Source organism: Rickettsia endosymbiont of Cardiosporidium cionae, assembly GCF_015476335.1.
Classification (GTDB): Bacteria; Pseudomonadota; Alphaproteobacteria; order Rickettsiales; family Rickettsiaceae; genus JADHZC01.
Map to the genome: position 1 here is coordinate 101271 of NZ_JADAQY010000005.1, position 17246 is coordinate 118516.

The following is a 17246-nucleotide window of genomic DNA, read 5'->3' on the forward strand; positions in this document are numbered from 1 at the left end:
GATCTTACCCAACAACAAATATAACCCTACTCTTAATCACCAATAAGATTCTCCAAATCCGATGGTGCAACTCACCAGAACGAGAGACAGGATACATTTTATATACACCACTGTCAAGCATTTCATTATCAATACTTAATATAATTTTGCTATATCAATTAGCTAATTTCATATAATGAAAAATCTGCAAGCAATAATTTTAAAAATTGATGATTGATAGCATGGCTGGTTTTATACCCTGTAATAGAACATATTAGAGTACACCCAATAGTATTCAAGTCACCTAATAAATCTAATAGTTTATGACGTACAAACTCATCATGATACCTTAATCTATCATAATTCAACACTGAATTATCTGCAATTGCAATTGTATTTTCCAATGAAGATCCTTGTGCTAATCCCATATTTCTCAAGTAAGTAAAATCTTTTACAAAACCAAAAGTACGTGAATACATAATATCATTTTTTAATTGATACATATCATTTAATACTAATTTTTGCTTACCTATTATAGGATTTTTAAAATCTATTGTAAGATCTATTATCATATTATCTGAAGGATAAGCACATATTGTACTATCTTCTATATTAACAGAAAACTCTTTAGTTAATCGAAGAATTTTTTTACTAGCTTCCAAAAATTTTATACCAACATATTCTATCATAAATACAAAACTCCTACTACTACCATCCATTATTGGTACTTCTGGTGAATTGATCTCTATATATACATTATCTAGCCCACAACTAAACAGAGCAGCCATTAAATGCTCAATCGTTGCAACGCGTACACCAGATTCATTTGCAATTGTTGTAGAAAATGATGTATCCACAACATTTGAATATAGCGCTTCTATCCTATTATTAACATCAAATATATCTGTTCTAATAAATACAATTCCGGTATTAATCGGAGCTGGCTTAAGTTTAAGCTGTACATTACGTCCAAAATGTACTCCTATTCCACGACATACTACTTCATCATATATAGTAGCTTGCATCATCATAATAAACACCTTTTAATGTACACCATAACACTCATCCTCCCTAAAATACTGAACTTATTACAGGCTAGCACTGTATTATAATAATAAATATTAATCAACTACTACATAATGCCAAATTATAATTTGGCCATTTCTTATATAATTTATACCTAAACAACTTTAGAAATTAGAACTACAAACGATTTTACGCTAGAGTTATGACTTAACAAAGTTTACAAATTTATTCTCAATATCTTTATATTTATCAGCATCTGGCAGAGGATCTTTCTTTGTAGTGATTTTAGGCCATTTATTAGAAAATTGTTGATTAATCTCTATCCAAGAAATCAAATCACTAGATTCAGATCGAATAGCATCTACAGGGCACTCTGGCTCACACACTCCGCAATCTATGCACTCTTCTGGGTTAATAACAAGCATCATATCACCTTCATAAAAACAATCTACCGGACACACTTCAACACAATCTGTATATTTACATTTCACGCATGCATCCGTTACCACATATGTCATATTGTAACTTATTACTAATTCTAGCCTCTAAAATCAGACTATACGTCTTATACATCAACAACAACAGAAATAACAATAAAAAAGATACCGCCATTAATATAAGAGGAATTAACATAGTATTATGTATTGCAACTCCACCTGATCGAAAAATTGTTGAAGGTTGATGTAGGCTATTCCAAATATCTACAGAAAATTTTACTATCGGAACATTAATGAATCCAAGTATTGCTAATACTGATGCAGGCTTTTCAGATCTGACGATGTTGGAATTTGTATGTACAACAATAATATAGCTTATATATATAAAGAACAATATTAGCATAGATGTTAATCTTGAATCCCATACCCACCAGACACCCCAAATAGGTCTGCCCCATAAAGATCCTGTAACTAAAGTAATAGCTGAAAAGACAGTGCCAATATAAGAAGAAGCAACTGCTAATAAATACGCAATCTTAATCTTCCGTATTAATACCAAAATACTACAAAAAGCTATAAAACTATATATCATCAAACTAATCCAAGCAGATGGTACATGAATATACATTATCCTTACTAGCTCTCCTTGCTGATAATCTGGAGGTGATATTACTAAAGCATAATATAAAGCAACTATATTAACTATGGGTGTTAGTATAGCTAATATAGGTAATAATTTTTTAGCAATTTTATTAAATAACAAAATTGAAAATATATTCATTTTGCAAATTACTTTCTGATAATTATTGACAATATGCTTTGTCGATATTCTTCATTATTGTGCATTGCTCTCCTATAACTAGGATATTTTTCTTGCATACTATAAGTATCTTCATTAATTTGTTCTACAATTTCTACAGATTCGTCACGTAATCTGTCTATTACAAATCCGGGAAGATCGAACATATAATACTCATTACAGTAAGAATTTACAAAATATTTTTTATAATAGCGAGAAGTTTGTATAAAATCCTGATAATATCCAAAACTGACTTCATAAGAGTACTGCTGTATTGCAGGGCCTATAATAGCCTTAATATTTCTGGCTCCATTTTTGCTCATCAAAGAAACCAAGTTACGTATAATATGATGCTTTGCACCTCTCCAACCGCAATGAGCTACAGCTATAAAATTTGAATAATCCGAATAAAGTAATACGGGGACACAATCTGCAGTCTTAACTGCTAGAGCAATATTTTTGTCCGAGCTAATTATTGCATCACCTATTATTTTGTTATGGATGATTTTTATATCATTATATTTATATTTAATTTCATCAAAATTCAATACTATATTACTATGTATTTGTTTAAGTGTAACAATTTTTGAAGCATTAAGATCGTTTAGTATACTGAGCAAATTTTGATAAATTTCCTTAGACTGGATAGCACAAAATCGTTTATCATTAGGTACAGAATACACGTGTGTAGAATTATTATATGTTTTATCGAATATTCTATAGAAAGAGTTTAGTTGCATAATAAATTATAAATTTAATATAATATTTTGGTGATACTCTTATATTTACTAAAGCTGTAGATATTCTCTTTTATTTCGATAAATTTAAACCAATTAAAATAAAAGCTACTATCCAAGAGAAACTATGTTATACAGCAGTATTATTGGAATGTTAACAAAAAATTATGCAATTATCTAAACATCAGCTCAACGCCTTAATAGCATATATCAGAAAATTCAACCTTCTAGATAATATCGTTCAGTATATTAAGAACCGATTTAATCTTACCATATACTTAGGTGTAGAACTAGAGTTTTACATCCAAAACACCAAAGATGATATTGCATTAATCAACCAATTAGAAGCTCATATTAATAATAAGATTGAAGTAGAACAAGGCAACAACCAATTTGAAATAAAATTGAAGGCATCCAATAATATTTCAAAATACGCAAATTACATCTGTTATATCAGAAATAGTATAATATATTTTTGTAATCAGCTGGGTACAAAAGTATATTTTAATGCTAAACCCTACCCTGAAGATTATGGTAATTCAATGCAAGTTAGCCTTAGTTTTTTAGAAGAAGATCATTACGAAAAATATGCCAACATGTTATGTTACTATTTACCAGATACCATTAACATGTTCTTTATGAATGATGAAGATTATAAAAGGTTAGATAGTAAATACATGGCCCCTACTCATATATCACATGGAAACAATAATCGTACAACAATGATTCGCTTCCCAGATAGTTATCCTAAAAGGCTAGAACACAGGCTTGCATCAGCTGATGCATCCCCCCATTTAATATTATACGCGATACTAAATTCAATATATAACGGACTACACAACATAAACCATATACCAAATTTCAAAAAGATCTATGGAAATGCACATGATCCACAATATGGATTAACAAAAATTTGTAATTTACACGGATTGCAACAATCTAAACCCATAAAATTCGGTGAAAATACAGTATATGATGTTAAAAATTACAACTTATATCTATAATAAAAATAAGATGATTAATATTGATATAAAGTATAGTTTCTGATTTAATCAATCCCATAACGAACGATAACCTAAAAGAATATTTTGATTATATCAATTATATTGAATTTTAATGTGAAACAGATTAATCCTAACCCTAAATCAAAAATACATATTATTTTTAACTAGTTATGAATATTTCACATAGTCAGATACAAAGAAAACCAAATTGGATAAAGGTCAAGGCTCCAAATTCTGATGAGTTCACTAATACTAAAAATCTAGTTAAAGATTTAAATCTAAACACTGTATGCGAAGAGGCTGCTTGCCCAAATATTGGAGAATGCTGGCAGAAAAAACATGTAACGGTTATGATATTAGGTTCTGTATGCACTAGAGCATGTAGATTTTGTAATATAAAAACTGGGAAGCCCGAAGCATTAGATCATCAAGAGCCACAACGCCTTGCTGATGCAGTAGCACAATTACAACTAAACCATGTAGTGATAACCTCGGTAGATAGAGATGACTTAATTGATGGAGGAGCAAAACACTTTGCAAACTGTATAAATGCTATAAGAGAAAAAGACTCTAACGTAAGTATAGAAATATTAACACCTGATTTTCTAAAAAAAGATCAAGCATTACAAATCATATCCAGTGCGAGCCCTGATGTATTTAACCATAATATAGAAACTGTGCCCTCACTATATAGAAATATCAGACCAGGGGCTAGATACTTCCATTCACTGAATATTCTATACAAAATCAAACAGTTAAATCCAAGAATTTTTACTAAATCTGGTCTCATGGTAGGGTTAGGCGAAACTGATGAAGAAATACTACAAGTAATGGATGATCTAAGAGCAGCAGAAGTAGACTTTTTAACAATAGGTCAATATTTACAACCCACGGCATCTCACGCTAAAGTAGAACGATATTTATCACCAGCTGTATTTAAATATATGGAAAGAATTGCTCGTACTAAAGGATTCCTCATGGTATCTGCTAGCCCATTAACCAGGTCATCCTACCATGCTGGTGAGGATTTTAAAAAATTAAAAGCGTCAAAATTAAAGAGCTTAGCTATAAGTGAAGCATAACAATTACTTAATGACTATTAAGTAATTATATAATATCAGGTAATGAATTTGGCAAAATCATTTTATGAAATCAGAACTGTAGAATTTGAGTTAAATCTTATAAAAGAAATAATCTTAGACGTTAAAAACTATCCAAAATTTCTGCCTTGGTGTAAATCGTCATCGATAATAGCACATCATGACAATTTTTTCTTAGCAGATCTTGAAATAGCATTTAAAGGATTAAATACGAGTTATAGATCGAAAATCACCCCCGCAATATCAGATAGCAAAATCTATACTATACATATAGAATCAACACAAGGACCTCTACAATATTTACATAATATATGGAAATTAAAACAAATGAATCATTTTACTCAAATTCAATTTTTTATTAATTTTGAATTTAAATCCACAACCTTAAATATGATAGCTTCAATGGGTTTGTTTATAGTAAAATCTAAAATTTTAAATGCATTTATAGAGCGAGCAAAACTTATTGCAGAATTACATCAACTGAATGTATAAATCTCATACTTTTTAAGCATTAACAGTATATATAAATGAATTATTACACAATAATTGGGTTGATTGTTCATAACATATAGGTTAAAATCTTCGGTATGTATATAAAATTTTTAATTTTAGTTAATTTTTATGTAAATTATGAAATGATATATAAGAAACCTTCACAAAAATTGGTACTATTCACTGAGAGTGATACAGATTTAGTAAAAATATCAAAAGATATAGAAAATGGCTGGTCTATAGTGAATTTAGTAAAAAATGAAAATCACTACGTGGGTATTATGGAGCAAATTACTAAAGAGTATAATGAAAATGGCGAAGAAATCGTGTTTATACCACCAAGAAAAAAGCTCAAAATTTCTACATAGTGATACAAGTCAATAAACTATATTATCTACTATATAAATATTGTATTCAACTTGTTAATGGATTACATTATCCACAATAATGATGTATCACATTATACTATAAATACCTATGGATATAATCTTCATGGGCAGTGGGGAGTTTGCTGTTAAATCTTTTGAGCAAATAGTGAATTCTAAGTCACATAAAATTGCTGCAGTATTTACCCAAAACCCAAAAGAAGGAGGCAGAGGTATGAATTTACTGCGTACCCCAATACATAAAAAGGCCCTAGAGCATAATATTCCGGTATACACCCCAAGTGATATTAGAACAAAGTATATATTAGAGCTAATAAGTGGTATTCACGCAGAGATAATAGTGGTGGTATCTTACGGGTATATATTGCCTAAAACAATCTTATCTTTAAAAAAATATGGCTGCATTAATATACATCCATCAAAATTGCCGCGATACAGAGGCCCTACTCCTATAGAAAATGCTATATTAAATGGAGATAAAGAAACAGCTGTTTCAATTATACAAATGGATGAAAATATGGACTCAGGAGATATAATAGCTCAGCATGTAATTGACATAGGACCAAAAGTAAATTCAATAGAATTACACAAAATATGCAGTGATATATCCGGAACATTACTGATAAATACGCTGGATAATATTGATATACTACCAAGATTAAAACAATCAGACCAATTAGCTAGCTATACAAAAAAAAATAGTCAACATAACAAGATAATAGATTGGAGTGGTACAGCGTATAAAATAAATTGTCAGATTAGGGCTTTTTTTCCTTACATTTCTATTCCATTCATGTACAATAAGCAAGAAATTAGGATTAAAATCTTAGATTCAGATTATAAAATAATAAAACATTCATATAACCCTGGTCGATTAATACTTGATAAAACAATGAGTGATAAACTTTCAGTTGTGTGTAGTGATGGTATTATAGAACTAAATTATATACAACCAGAAGGAAAAAAGGTTATGAGTTCGTCTGATTATTTGAATGGGATTCAAGATAAAACAATGTTTTTTAAAGAAATAAATGATATAGAATGCAAAATATAGAATTTTACCAAAATTCTGGACCATATAAATTATCTCAAATATGTGATTTGATAGGTTACAGTAATATAAATATTAGTAATAAAGATTTGTTAATCTATGACGTTAGTTCAATAGAAAGCGCCAAAGAAGGGGAGCTAGCAGTATTACATAATATAAAATACTTGGAAATGTTATTGGCTACACAAGCTACAGTCTGTATAGTACCGAAAGATGTAGTACAAGATATACAATCAATTCAAGCTATCGTGCTAGAAATAGATAATCCACACTTTGCTTACGCTAGCATAATGGATTTATTCTACTCAAGTCATAGATATATTACTAAAAATAATAACTATAATACACGTAATAATATTCAATCCGTAATGTCAACTGCTAGAATTGCACATAACGCTAGCATAGGCAATAACGCCAATATAGGCAATAACGTTATTATAGGAAGTAATTCTAAAATAGGGAATAATGTTACAATAGGCAATGCAGTTGAAATTGGTAATGATGTTTGCGTAGGACATAACATTATAATAGAAGATGAAGCAAAAATAGCTAATAATACTGTTATTGGATCTAACAGCATTATCTGTTACAAAGTAAGTATAGGAAATAACTGTAATATATCTCCACAAGTTTACATTACACACAGTATTGTAGGAGATTTTGTTGTAATTGAACCTGGTGCAAAAATCGGTACAAATGGATTTGGTTTTGCTGAACATAATGGAAATTACAAGCAAGTACCACATATAGGGAGGGTAATCATAGGAAATCACGTAGCAATTGGAGCAAATACTACAATCAATCGAGGATCTATCCAAGATACAATAGTAGAAGATCATTGTAGAATCGATAACTTAGTGCAAATCGCACATAACGTACATCTAAAAAAAGGTTGCATACTGGCAGGACAAGTAGGCATAGCAGGGAGCAGTGTAATAGGTGAATATTCTAGCTTAGGAGGTCAAGTGGGCATAGCAGGACACTTAAATATACATAGCAATGTAAAAATCGCTGCAAAATCAGGTGTTATGAAGGATGTTAAGCAATCTATGACGGTAGGCGGCATTCCTGCTGTACCTATAAAGCAATGGCATAAACAGAGCATAATGTTAAAAAAGATTATAAATAACAAATAATAAATTGTTGAATGATGAATAAAAAAATACTTGATATTAATGATATTGTGAAAATATTGCCGCATAGATATCCTTTCTTACTAGTAGATTATGTAACCGAGATAGAGGTAGGTAACAAAATTTCTGGAACAAAAAATGTCACTATAAATGAACCTTATTTTACAGGACATTTTCCTAATATCCCTGTAATGCCAGGAGTACTAATAATAGAAGCAATGGCTCAGCTATCTGCTATTTTGGTACTAAAATCTACTACAGATATTTCACTTAATCGAGAAATGTTCTTGATGTCTGTTGAGAATGCTAAATTTCGTAAATTAGTTTTACCTGGAGACGTACTAAAAATTCATTCTAGCATTAAACAAAATAGAGGAAGCGTATGCAAATTTGAAGCATGTGTACAAGTAAATGAAAGCGTGATAGCAGAATCTAATTTTACAGCAATGTTACGAGATAGAAAATGACGATACATCAAACAGCAATAGTAGATAAAGGAGCCAAAATCGGTGATAATGTTAGTATAGGGCCTTACTGCGTAATAGGCAGCTCAGTGACATTAGGAGACGATGTTATAATTAAAAATCATGTAGTAATAGACGGAATTACTAGTATCGGCTCAGGTTCAATAATATATTCTTTTGCATCTATTGGAAGCAATCCGCAAGATCTAAAATACAACGGAGAAAAATCAAAAACTGTAATAGGAAAAAATAATATAATCAGAGAGTATGTAACTATTCAGCCTGGAACAAAATCTGGAGGCATGATAACATCTGTTGGTAATGACTGTTTGTTTATGATAGGAGCACATATAGCACATGATTGTAAATTAGGTAATAATATCATATTAGCTAATTATGTTAGCCTTGGAGGCCATGTAGAAATAGGAGATTATGCCATTATTGGGGGTATGTCTGCAGTATTACAAAAAGTTCGTATAGGCAATCACGCTATGTTAGGGGGGTTATCAGGGTTAGATAGTGATCTCATTCCGTTTGGTATTGCTAAAAATGATAGGGCAAAGCTATCTGGTTTAAATCTGATAGGAATGAAAAGAAGGAATTTTGATCATACAAAATCTCTAGAAGCTAATCGTATTATTAAATCTATGCTAAAACTAAATCATAATAATGTAATTAATTCAGAATCTGAGGAGATAGAGAAAAAATTAAAGAACCACGAAGATAATAAAATCATTCAAGACATTACAAAATTTATCACACAAGGCCCACGACGAAATATTTGTGGCCTCAAAAAATGTAAACAGCACTAGCAATATACTTTAGCATCAAGTTAGTCCCACTTGACTACAGGGGGTAGTGACATAAATATTGCTTCTACATTCCCGCCAGTTGCTAATCCAAAACTTGTACCTCTATCATATAATAAGTTAAATTCTACATATCTGCCTCTGCGCTTTAATTGATATTCTCGCTGCTGATTATTCCATTTTAAATTAATTTTAGGTAAAATAATTTCTGGATATATTTCATGTAAAGTGATACCAACATCTTTTACAAAATTTAGATCTTTTGTATAATCTCCATTATTCATATAATCAAAAAATATACCACCTACCCCCCGTGGTTCGTTTCTATGTTTCAGATAAAAATATTCATCACATTTTAACTTAAATTTTTCATAATATCCTGAATTATGTTTATTACATAATTTTTCTAATGCATTATGAAATTTTCTAGTTTCTAGTTCATCAGGATATATAGGTGTTAAATCTATACCTCCTCCGAACCAATACTGAGTTGTTTCAATATATCTAGTATTAAAATGTATAGCTGGTATTAAAGGAGATTGCATATGTGCTACTAAAGATATACCAGTTGCAAAAAACCGTCTATCATTCTCAGTACCAGGAATTTTGGTAGCAAAATCTCTATCAAAAATCCCAGATACTGAAGATATATTAACTCCTACTTTCTCAAAAATCTTACCTCTCATAATAGAAATTTCACCACCCCCGCTGCCAGCATGATGTTTCCAAATTTTCCTTTGGAATTTACTGCTGCTAGCCAACTCTGAAGCTGAACAAACTTTGCCCTGATATTCTGCTTCTATTGATTCGTATGAAAGACAAATTTTATCTCTCAATTCAGTAAAATACTTTGCAGCAATATTACCTCTATCCATAGTGTAAGAATCTATTATTTACTATTAGAAATAATCACCATATATTCTCTAAAAAAATGGGAAAATTGTAAGGCCTTACTATTACCAAATCAAACCTCATATCAAAAGAAGAATAAAATTCATTAGATGCCACAAAAACCTTAGCTGAGTTTTGAATTCTACGCTTTTGGTAAGTGGAAATTATATTATAATCATATAAATATTTTCTAAATTTTACCTCAATAAAAACAATAACGTTACTCTTAACAGCTACTATATCTATTTCACCAGTGTAAGACCTAAATCTATGTGATAATATCTTATAAAACCTAAATTTATAACAAAATATTACAAAATACTCTGAAATAATACCAATTTTGTTATTACTCAACTTATCCATGCTAATACATGATAATTCAGACCAAAATTACTTTTTGTTATTCATATTCTGATCGATTAATTGAAGGATATGCTGCTTCATATTATGAATTATCAAAATGAACACAGCTGAAACTAACATAAGATAAAATGCTGGAGAATAATATAAGCCTGTTTTTGAAGTAAGCCAGCTTGAAATCATAGCTGAGGTACCACCAAACATAGCTATTCCTAAATTATAACTAAATGATACACCAGAAAATCTTTCTTCAGGCTTAAATAAAGATATAATAAATATATAGGCTGTACCAGATATACAACCTCCTAATAATGCTAATATAGTCAAAACTAATAACTGTAGTAAAAGATTGGTTGAGCCCATTAAAAACAATGTAGGTAAAGATAGTAATAAAATCATTATGCTAGAAACATAAATCAATTTAAACCTCCCTAATAAATCTGACATATGGCCAAATAGCGGCATAGTTAACATCATTATAGTAGAGGAATAAGCTAAAAGAGATAGAGATGTAGTTTTATTAAAATGTAATATATTAGAATAATATATATTAGTGTAGACCTTAACAAAATAAACGATACTACTTGCACAAGCACCTAAAGCAAACGTTATAAACATCGACCTCCACGAAGATTTTATAACATGTATAAATGGGGATTTTAGGGTATATTTCCGTTGTTCTAACACTTTAAATATAGGAGTCTCAGATACCCTAAGCCTTATATAAAATCCTACTAATCCCATAACTCCACCTAGCAAAAATGCGTACCTCCATGCAAATTCTAAATATCCAAGATATTTATCTAATATTATCCCAATAATCGAAGCAATCATTGTTCCAGCAATATTAGAAGCGTGAACTATACCAGCTGTAAAACCAGGTCTAAGATTTTGATAATGTTCTAAAATAAATATTGCAGCCCCTGCCCCTTCTCCACTAATGCATAGCCCCTGAGACAATCGCATTATAGCAAGTGTTAAAGGCGCATAAAACCCTATATCCTCATATGATGGAATCAGCCCTATCACGAATGTAGGTATTGTCATACCTACCATTGAGATAATGAGTGATATTCTTCTACCAAATCTATCTCCAATAAATCCAAAAATTATACCACCAATAGGTCTGGTTAAAAACCCTACAGAAAAAATTGCTAAACTATATATAGTTTGTACATACTCTACATCTTTAGGAAAAAAAGTTTTACCGATAATTACTAAAAAAACAGCAAAGACGGTAAAATCATAATATTCCAGTATATTCCCTATAATGGCAGAAAATACTATAGAGGTACGCTTATTCATTAAACCAATTATCCTAAACTATCTTTAACACTTACTTAACAAGTAATACAATTAGCTAATTTATAAAGAAACAAATCATTATCAGATAACGATATAGATTTACTAAACTAAGAATAATCTTTTACTTTGTGATAATCATTTTATATTGACATAATAGCTAATTCACTATATCACTTAAGAAGTGGGTGGATAGCCGATAATACACTGAATTCTTAGCCATTCAATCAAGTCATATACTGTAATAATAAATATCAGAATCGTAGAAAATGATCAAGATAATTTTAGATAATAATGAAATTAAGCATTTTAATTCACCATTAACCGGTTTAGAGCTTGCAACCTCTATTTCAAAATCACTTGAAAAAAATGCATTTGCAATGGAAATTGATGGTAAGTTGTATGACTTAAATCAACTCATCACTGAAGACAGTAAAATTAATATTATTACAATCGATAATGAAAAAGCACTAGATATTATTAGGCATGATACAGCACATCTTTTGGCATCAGCTGTTAAAGAAATTTTTCCTGAAGTACAAGTAACCATAGGCCCTACTATCAAAGATGGATTTTATTATGATTTTGCTACGAGCTATAATTTTAAAATCTCAGATTTACAAGTGATAGAAAAAAAAATGCACCAATTAGCAAAAAAAAATGATAAATTTTGCCGGCAAATATGTAGCAGAAAAGAAGCCATAGAATTATTCAAAAAATTAGGTGAAGATTATAAATTAGAAATAATAGATTCCATAGATAAAAATGAGCCTATCAGCTTATACAAACAAGGAGATTTTATAGACTTATGCCGAGGGCCACATGGTACCTCTACAGCAAAATTAAAATACTTTAAACTTACAAAAATAGCAGCAGCATACTGGCGAGGAGATAACAGTAAGCAAATGTTACAACGCATATACGGCACAGCATGGAGCACTCAAGAACAACTGGATAATTACCTCTATATCCTAGAAGAATCTGCAAAAAGAGACCACAGAAAAATAGGTAAGGAATTATCCCTATTTCACTTCCAAGATGAAGCGCAAGGTATACCCTTTTGGCATCATAATGGATATATTATATACAAAATTCTTCAGGAATATCTTAGAAAAAAATTGATTAAAGCATCCTACATAGAAGTAAAAACTCCAGGGCTGGCTGATAAAAAATTATGGGAAGATTCAGGTCATTGGGATAAATTTCAAGAAAATATGTTTATTTTAAAAGATGAAGATAAAACATATGCTTTAAAACCTATGAATTGCCCTTGTCATATACAAATATTCAATCAAACACTAAAAAGTTATAAAGAATTGCCAATCAGAATGTCTGAATTTGGATCATGCTATCGAAAAGAGGCATCTGGGGCGTTACACGGCCTACTAAGAGTGAAAAATTTCGTCCAAGATGATGCTCATATATTTTGTGAAATAGAACATATAAATAGTGAAACAGTATCATTTTGTAATTTGCTTACCGGCATATATGAAGATTTTGGCTTTAAAGATATTAGTATAAATTTTTCAGATAGACCATCAATTAGAGCAGGATCTGATGAAATATGGGATTCAGCCGAGTCTGCACTCAAATCAGCAATACTAAAAACTGGATTAAAATATCAACTTAATAAGGGGGATGGAGCATTTTATGGTCCAAAACTTGACTTTATACTAAAAGATGCAGTAGGAAGGCATTGGCAATGCGGAACATTACAGGTAGACTTCATATTACCATCTAGGTTAAATGCTAAGTATATTAATAAATTGGGTAAAAAAGAGACCCCTGTAATATTACACAGAGCAGTATTAGGAAGTATAGAAAGATTTATAGGAATATTAATAGAAGAATTTGCAGGTAAATTCCCCATTTGGCTTGCGCCAGTACAAGTAGCAATAGCAACCATTACTAATGCTCAAGATAGCTATGCACGAGAAATATATAATATATTATTAAATGCAAATATCAGGACAATGCTCAATATTAACTCTGAAAAAATAAATTATAAAATACGTCAGCTGTATAATCAAAAAATACCAATAATTGCTATCATAGGAAAACAAGAAGCATTGAATAACAACATAACCCTTAGATCTGCTCATAATGATTCACAAGAGACAATTTCAATAGAAACATTAATAAACAGAATTAAACTTGAAAATACAAAATATCTGTAAAAAAAGATGGGCTGCTAAAAACTAAATACAAAAAACAAATGACACAAGAAATGAATTTTAAAATTCATTATTACTATTTGTAGTTATCAATAAATTTCTCTATAGCCTGCTTTTTATCAAAATTTTGTAACATTATATAATTTTTCCAAAAAATATTAATATATGCACTATAGTCGATCAGTTCTAGATAGGCTTTTCTAGTGACTTTACCTAACACGACATCATCATTATCTAACATCAAAATCTTAGATTCGTTTTTTATAAATATCAGCCTTAGATTATCACTTTGCTTAATATCTTTATTATCCATGACTGGTATAATGTTTAAAGATGTAGAATTACAAAAACGAATACCGGCTATAGGCAAAACCATAGATACAGAGTTTTCTGCTAAAGAATTTGATGAAAAAATACCAGAATTAGAGCAATCCATGCTGCAGCCCAAACACTTTATACACCCAAAATAAAATAAAAGGTTTAATAACAAAATATATATAAAAACCCTATATAATTTATATAAACAAAATGTAAAACTCATATAAAAAACTATTCATAACTATTTATAACTTTGTAATACTAAACTGTTCTAAAATTATCTGTTTGACTATTGAAGATAAATGCTCTTTAGGCAACCTAGTAATAGATTCTTTGATAACACGTATTAACAAATCATTCATAAATTCTGCATTTTTACTGTAAATAATAGATATAATTTTACTTAATAAAACCTCTTTATATTCTGCTTCAGAATTTTCTGCATCTGATATATTAATGAATGTATCACCATTATCTAACAATACATTAGTTAATTCTAAGACATTTTCTGTATTATCATATTCATCTTCTACTTCATTTTTTGTTTGAGTATTGCCTCCATCTTCCATTATACTCTTGATTGCCTGTCTAATATCATTTATGTTGGCTCTGCCACTATCAGGAAATTCTTGGGAAGTATTATTACTACTATCTAAACTCATACTAAGTACTTAATATTTAATTTACACTAACATCTAAACTAAAATACACTAAACCATCTACACAATAGATCAGTTAAACTTTACTGCAGATTCTGGATCAAAATATTCGGTACTAAGATTCATATAATAGCCTATCAATTCTCCTAATAAAGATTTAACTTCATAATGAGCTAAAATCACAGATATTTTATTAATAATCTCCTGTTTTCGCAGATTATTTAGCTTTTCTTGAGATTCTATTACATCTGTTATATTTTTTGTTCCAGATCCTATATTAAATTCTTCTTGCTCAGAACGATGTACCAGATCTGCAGCTTTTACGGCCTCAAGTATTGCGGCATGTCTTACTTTTAAAGCTTGTAATTTTTCCCAAATTGCTAAAGTATCAGAATGCAATTTTTTATTAAGATATCTAATTGAAGTGCTGGCGCTCCTTAATACCTTATCAGCTTGCCTAATTCTAGTATACTCTGCACCACCAGCAAATATAGGTACGTCAAGGTTGAGAGATACTGTACTACCTCTGTCATTAAATTTTTGGTTATACCCTCCTGTTTTGGTAGATGTTTTAGTCTGCCATAATACAGAACCCACCACTCTAGGGGATAAAGCGGCAACAACAGTATATTTATCAGATTTAGCTTTGCGTAGCTTATAATGAGCAATTTTCAGATCATGATTCTGCTTTAAAACAACATCCATAAATAGATCCAGAGTCCCAGGTAAAACATTACCTAAATCATCATTTGGCATAACAAGATTCTCAGAATCAATGCCAAAAGATGTAAGAAATTTAGATTTTAAGGTTTTTAATTCTGCAAATTCTTCTGCTAACTTTGCCTCCGCTGAGAACTTAGCTGATTGCGCATTTGCTAAATCCTTCACTGTGGCTTCACCTAAACTGTACCTAGTGTTAACTACGTTCAATATTTTATTGTGATTAGCTACAGTTTGATTAGTAATATCATAATGCATTGTTTTAGCTAAAACTTCTAGATAAGTCTTAATTAATTCTAGCAATACTGTTTGTTCTTTAGAATAATATTCTTCTTTTGCAATTAAAGACTGTACTTTGCTGGATTGAAGTTTAGCAACACTTGAACCTCCACTAAAAAACACATGATCTAAACGTACTAAAGAAGAATTACTCTTTGTTTGATTAGTAAAATTTGGACCTTTACCTGACTGTTTATTATATAGCTCATGTTGTGCCATAACCTTAGGCATGAATTCAGCCACTACCTCGTATTTATTATCCAAAGCTATTAAAAAATTCAGCTTATTAATGCGAAAAATCTCATTATTGGAATAACTATAATTTATTGCTTCCTCTAAAGTCATAGAATATGATTTAGAAAAAGAAAATATAAGCAAGACCACTATTATAAAATAATACCTATAAAACACCCAATACCACAACAACTATGTTTAACTAATTTTCTATATATACAGCCTATGAGTGTAATTGAATTAAATATTTATGTCAATTATTACTATACATTTCAATGTTTAACCCAAAAGATACAAATCTATTTTTACTAAAATTAAATATAATAGTATAGAAATTGGCATTAATATTGCTGTAAATAAATTATTAGTAATAAAAATTATTTAATACTTAAATTAAATTAATATTAACAGGTGTTTGGCATATATGATGAATGAGCATAATAAAATAAAAATGATCAAAACTATCAATCAGTCATTAATTAAACTGATAGATCTTTCAAAAACTATCAGCAATCTTTTGAAAATTAGTCTATTAGACGCCAATTATAATATAAAACTAAATTTAGTAATTATGCATTATAAAAGGCAGTTGAATTTATTTATAACAAACAAACAAAAATTATTTGAACAAAATAATAATAAAATATTCTCTACAAGTAATTCAAGTATTTATAAAAACTTCAAACAAAATCTGAAGATATTTTTAGAAATATCTATTAAAAATCATATGTTAATCCAGAATAACATTGAAATAGCTCAAATATTATTTGAAAAACCTAAGATAAAAATAGAAAATACAAACATTAACTATAATAAACAAGGCGTAATAAGTGAAAAAACAAATAATATTTTTTACTTATTTAATCGAAAATAAATTATAAAAATAACAGAT

General features: G+C 29.7%; 20 protein-coding genes. 10 read left to right on the forward strand and 10 right to left on the reverse strand.

Features of this window, described 5'->3' with window-relative positions:
* Positions 1–158: 158 nt before the first annotated feature.
* The 4 genes from lpxC to pgeF all read right to left on the reverse strand — a co-directional run bounded on the left by lpxC (position 159) and on the right by pgeF (position 2981).
* A complete protein-coding gene (lpxC, locus tag IHI24_RS03550) occupies positions 159–1007 on the reverse strand; it encodes a UDP-3-O-acyl-N-acetylglucosamine deacetylase (protein ID WP_194966788.1) in 849 nt (282 codons plus the stop codon).
* Positions 1008–1205: 198 nt separating this feature from the next.
* On the reverse strand, positions 1206–1523 hold the full coding sequence (gene fdxA / locus IHI24_RS03555; RefSeq protein WP_194966687.1) for a ferredoxin FdxA: 318 nt from the start codon (positions 1521–1523) through the stop codon (positions 1206–1208).
* Positions 1486–2223, reverse strand: a complete 738-nt coding sequence (ccmC, locus tag IHI24_RS03560; protein WP_194966688.1) for a heme ABC transporter permease CcmC — start codon at positions 2221–2223, stop codon at positions 1486–1488. Before ccmC ends, fdxA begins: the two co-directional genes overlap by 38 nt.
* Positions 2224–2231: 8 nt before the next feature.
* Positions 2232–2981: a peptidoglycan editing factor PgeF gene (pgeF, locus tag IHI24_RS03565; RefSeq protein WP_194966689.1), complete on the reverse strand. Its 750-nt coding sequence runs from the start codon at positions 2979–2981 to the stop codon at positions 2232–2234.
* Between the two features lie 164 nt (positions 2982–3145).
* Between pgeF and IHI24_RS03570 the strand changes: the two genes are divergently transcribed.
* The 8 genes from IHI24_RS03570 to lpxA all read left to right on the forward strand — a co-directional run bounded on the left by IHI24_RS03570 (position 3146) and on the right by lpxA (position 9420).
* Entirely contained in the window at positions 3146–3982 is an 837-nt protein-coding gene (locus tag IHI24_RS03570) for a type I glutamate--ammonia ligase (RefSeq protein ID WP_194966690.1), read from the forward strand.
* 170 nt (positions 3983–4152) lie between these two features.
* Positions 4153–5064, forward strand: a complete 912-nt coding sequence (lipA, locus tag IHI24_RS03575) for a lipoyl synthase (protein ID WP_194966691.1) — start codon at positions 4153–4155, stop codon at positions 5062–5064.
* 42 nt (positions 5065–5106) lie between these two features.
* A complete protein-coding gene (locus tag IHI24_RS03580) occupies positions 5107–5574 on the forward strand; it encodes a type II toxin-antitoxin system RatA family toxin (protein WP_194966692.1) in 468 nt (155 codons plus the stop codon).
* Positions 5575–5717: 143 nt separating this feature from the next.
* On the forward strand, positions 5718–5942 hold the full coding sequence (locus IHI24_RS03585; RefSeq protein ID WP_194966693.1) for a DUF2674 domain-containing protein: 225 nt from the start codon (positions 5718–5720) through the stop codon (positions 5940–5942).
* A 109-nt stretch (positions 5943–6051) separates the two neighbouring features.
* The gene (fmt, locus tag IHI24_RS03590; protein WP_194966694.1) at positions 6052–7014 is read left to right on the forward strand and encodes a methionyl-tRNA formyltransferase; all 963 of its coding nucleotides are present in this window, start codon (positions 6052–6054) and stop codon (positions 7012–7014) included.
* Positions 7002–8147 (forward strand): UDP-3-O-(3-hydroxymyristoyl)glucosamine N-acyltransferase, encoded by a 1146-nt coding sequence (locus IHI24_RS03595; protein WP_194966695.1) that lies wholly within the window; start codon positions 7002–7004, stop codon positions 8145–8147. The genes fmt and IHI24_RS03595 overlap by 13 nt, the downstream gene beginning before the upstream one ends.
* A gap of 14 nt (positions 8148–8161) precedes the next feature.
* Positions 8162–8611, forward strand: coding sequence for a 3-hydroxyacyl-ACP dehydratase FabZ (gene fabZ, locus IHI24_RS03600; protein WP_194966789.1), 450 nt, complete (start codon positions 8162–8164; stop codon positions 8609–8611).
* On the forward strand, positions 8608–9420 hold the full coding sequence (gene lpxA / locus IHI24_RS03605) for an acyl-ACP--UDP-N-acetylglucosamine O-acyltransferase (RefSeq protein WP_194966696.1): 813 nt from the start codon (positions 8608–8610) through the stop codon (positions 9418–9420). Before fabZ ends, lpxA begins: the two co-directional genes overlap by 4 nt.
* 20 nt (positions 9421–9440) lie before the next feature.
* Here lpxA and hemF read toward each other — a convergent pair whose 3' ends face one another.
* The 3 genes from hemF to IHI24_RS03620 are packed head-to-tail and all read right to left on the reverse strand — an operon-like array spanning position 9441 to position 11973.
* Positions 9441–10292, reverse strand: coding sequence for an oxygen-dependent coproporphyrinogen oxidase (gene hemF, locus IHI24_RS03610; protein WP_194966697.1), 852 nt, complete (start codon positions 10290–10292; stop codon positions 9441–9443).
* A 34-nt stretch (positions 10293–10326) separates the two neighbouring features.
* The gene (locus IHI24_RS03615) at positions 10327–10671 is read right to left on the reverse strand and encodes a YraN family protein (protein WP_194966698.1); all 345 of its coding nucleotides are present in this window, start codon (positions 10669–10671) and stop codon (positions 10327–10329) included.
* A gap of 27 nt (positions 10672–10698) precedes the next feature.
* Positions 10699–11973 carry an MFS transporter gene (locus IHI24_RS03620; protein WP_194966699.1) on the reverse strand — a complete coding sequence of 425 codons (1275 nt, stop codon included), beginning with the start codon at positions 11971–11973 and terminating at the stop codon, positions 10699–10701.
* A 266-nt stretch (positions 11974–12239) separates the two neighbouring features.
* Here IHI24_RS03620 and thrS point away from each other — a divergent pair, with 266 nt between their 5' ends.
* Positions 12240–14147, forward strand: coding sequence for a threonine--tRNA ligase (thrS, locus tag IHI24_RS03625; RefSeq protein WP_194966700.1), 1908 nt, complete (start codon positions 12240–12242; stop codon positions 14145–14147).
* 73 nt (positions 14148–14220) lie between these two features.
* Here the strand turns inward: thrS and IHI24_RS03630 are convergent, their stop codons facing one another.
* From IHI24_RS03630 to IHI24_RS03640, 3 genes are all read right to left on the reverse strand, one after another.
* The gene (locus IHI24_RS03630) at positions 14221–14580 is read right to left on the reverse strand and encodes a hypothetical protein (protein ID WP_194966701.1); all 360 of its coding nucleotides are present in this window, start codon (positions 14578–14580) and stop codon (positions 14221–14223) included.
* A gap of 127 nt (positions 14581–14707) precedes the next feature.
* On the reverse strand, positions 14708–15124 hold the full coding sequence (locus IHI24_RS03635) for a hypothetical protein (RefSeq protein WP_194966702.1): 417 nt from the start codon (positions 15122–15124) through the stop codon (positions 14708–14710).
* Between the two features lie 69 nt (positions 15125–15193).
* Positions 15194–16465 carry a TolC family protein gene (locus IHI24_RS03640; protein WP_194966703.1) on the reverse strand — a complete coding sequence of 424 codons (1272 nt, stop codon included), beginning with the start codon at positions 16463–16465 and terminating at the stop codon, positions 15194–15196.
* Positions 16466–16778: 313 nt separating this feature from the next.
* Here IHI24_RS03640 and IHI24_RS03645 point away from each other — a divergent pair, with 313 nt between their 5' ends.
* Entirely contained in the window at positions 16779–17228 is a 450-nt protein-coding gene (locus tag IHI24_RS03645) for a hypothetical protein (protein WP_194966704.1), read from the forward strand.
* The last annotated feature ends 18 nt before the right edge of the window (positions 17229–17246 follow it).

Bases quoted from the DNA above. Each gene is read 5' to 3' on its own strand.
- pgeF (WP_194966689.1), bottom strand. From the start codon at position 2,981: ATGCAACTAAACTCTTTCTATAGAATATTCGATAAAACATATAATAAT.
- lipA (WP_194966691.1), top strand. From the start codon at position 4,153: ATGAATATTTCACATAGTCAGATACAAAGAAAACCAAATTGGATAAAG.
- ccmC (WP_194966688.1), bottom strand. From the start codon at position 2,223: ATGAATATATTTTCAATTTTGTTATTTAATAAAATTGCTAAAAAATTA.
- IHI24_RS03620 (WP_194966699.1), bottom strand. From the start codon at position 11,973: ATGAATAAGCGTACCTCTATAGTATTTTCTGCCATTATAGGGAATATA.
- IHI24_RS03595 (WP_194966695.1), top strand. From the start codon at position 7,002: ATGCAAAATATAGAATTTTACCAAAATTCTGGACCATATAAATTATCT.
- IHI24_RS03615 (WP_194966698.1), bottom strand. From the start codon at position 10,671: ATGGATAAGTTGAGTAATAACAAAATTGGTATTATTTCAGAGTATTTT.
- IHI24_RS03630 (WP_194966701.1), bottom strand. From the start codon at position 14,580: ATGGATTGCTCTAATTCTGGTATTTTTTCATCAAATTCTTTAGCAGAA.
- IHI24_RS03640 (WP_194966703.1), bottom strand. From the start codon at position 16,465: ATGACTTTAGAGGAAGCAATAAATTATAGTTATTCCAATAATGAGATT.
- lpxA (WP_194966696.1), top strand. From the start codon at position 8,608: ATGACGATACATCAAACAGCAATAGTAGATAAAGGAGCCAAAATCGGT.
- IHI24_RS03570 (WP_194966690.1), top strand. From the start codon at position 3,146: ATGCAATTATCTAAACATCAGCTCAACGCCTTAATAGCATATATCAGA.
- fmt (WP_194966694.1), top strand. From the start codon at position 6,052: ATGGATATAATCTTCATGGGCAGTGGGGAGTTTGCTGTTAAATCTTTT.
- fdxA (WP_194966687.1), bottom strand. From the start codon at position 1,523: ATGACATATGTGGTAACGGATGCATGCGTGAAATGTAAATATACAGAT.
- IHI24_RS03585 (WP_194966693.1), top strand. From the start codon at position 5,718: ATGATATATAAGAAACCTTCACAAAAATTGGTACTATTCACTGAGAGT.
- thrS (WP_194966700.1), top strand. From the start codon at position 12,240: ATGATCAAGATAATTTTAGATAATAATGAAATTAAGCATTTTAATTCA.
- IHI24_RS03645 (WP_194966704.1), top strand. From the start codon at position 16,779: ATGATGAATGAGCATAATAAAATAAAAATGATCAAAACTATCAATCAG.
- IHI24_RS03635 (WP_194966702.1), bottom strand. From the start codon at position 15,124: ATGAGTTTAGATAGTAGTAATAATACTTCCCAAGAATTTCCTGATAGT.
- fabZ (WP_194966789.1), top strand. From the start codon at position 8,162: ATGAATAAAAAAATACTTGATATTAATGATATTGTGAAAATATTGCCG.
- lpxC (WP_194966788.1), bottom strand. From the start codon at position 1,007: ATGATGCAAGCTACTATATATGATGAAGTAGTATGTCGTGGAATAGGA.
- hemF (WP_194966697.1), bottom strand. From the start codon at position 10,292: ATGGATAGAGGTAATATTGCTGCAAAGTATTTTACTGAATTGAGAGAT.
- IHI24_RS03580 (WP_194966692.1), top strand. From the start codon at position 5,107: ATGAATTTGGCAAAATCATTTTATGAAATCAGAACTGTAGAATTTGAG.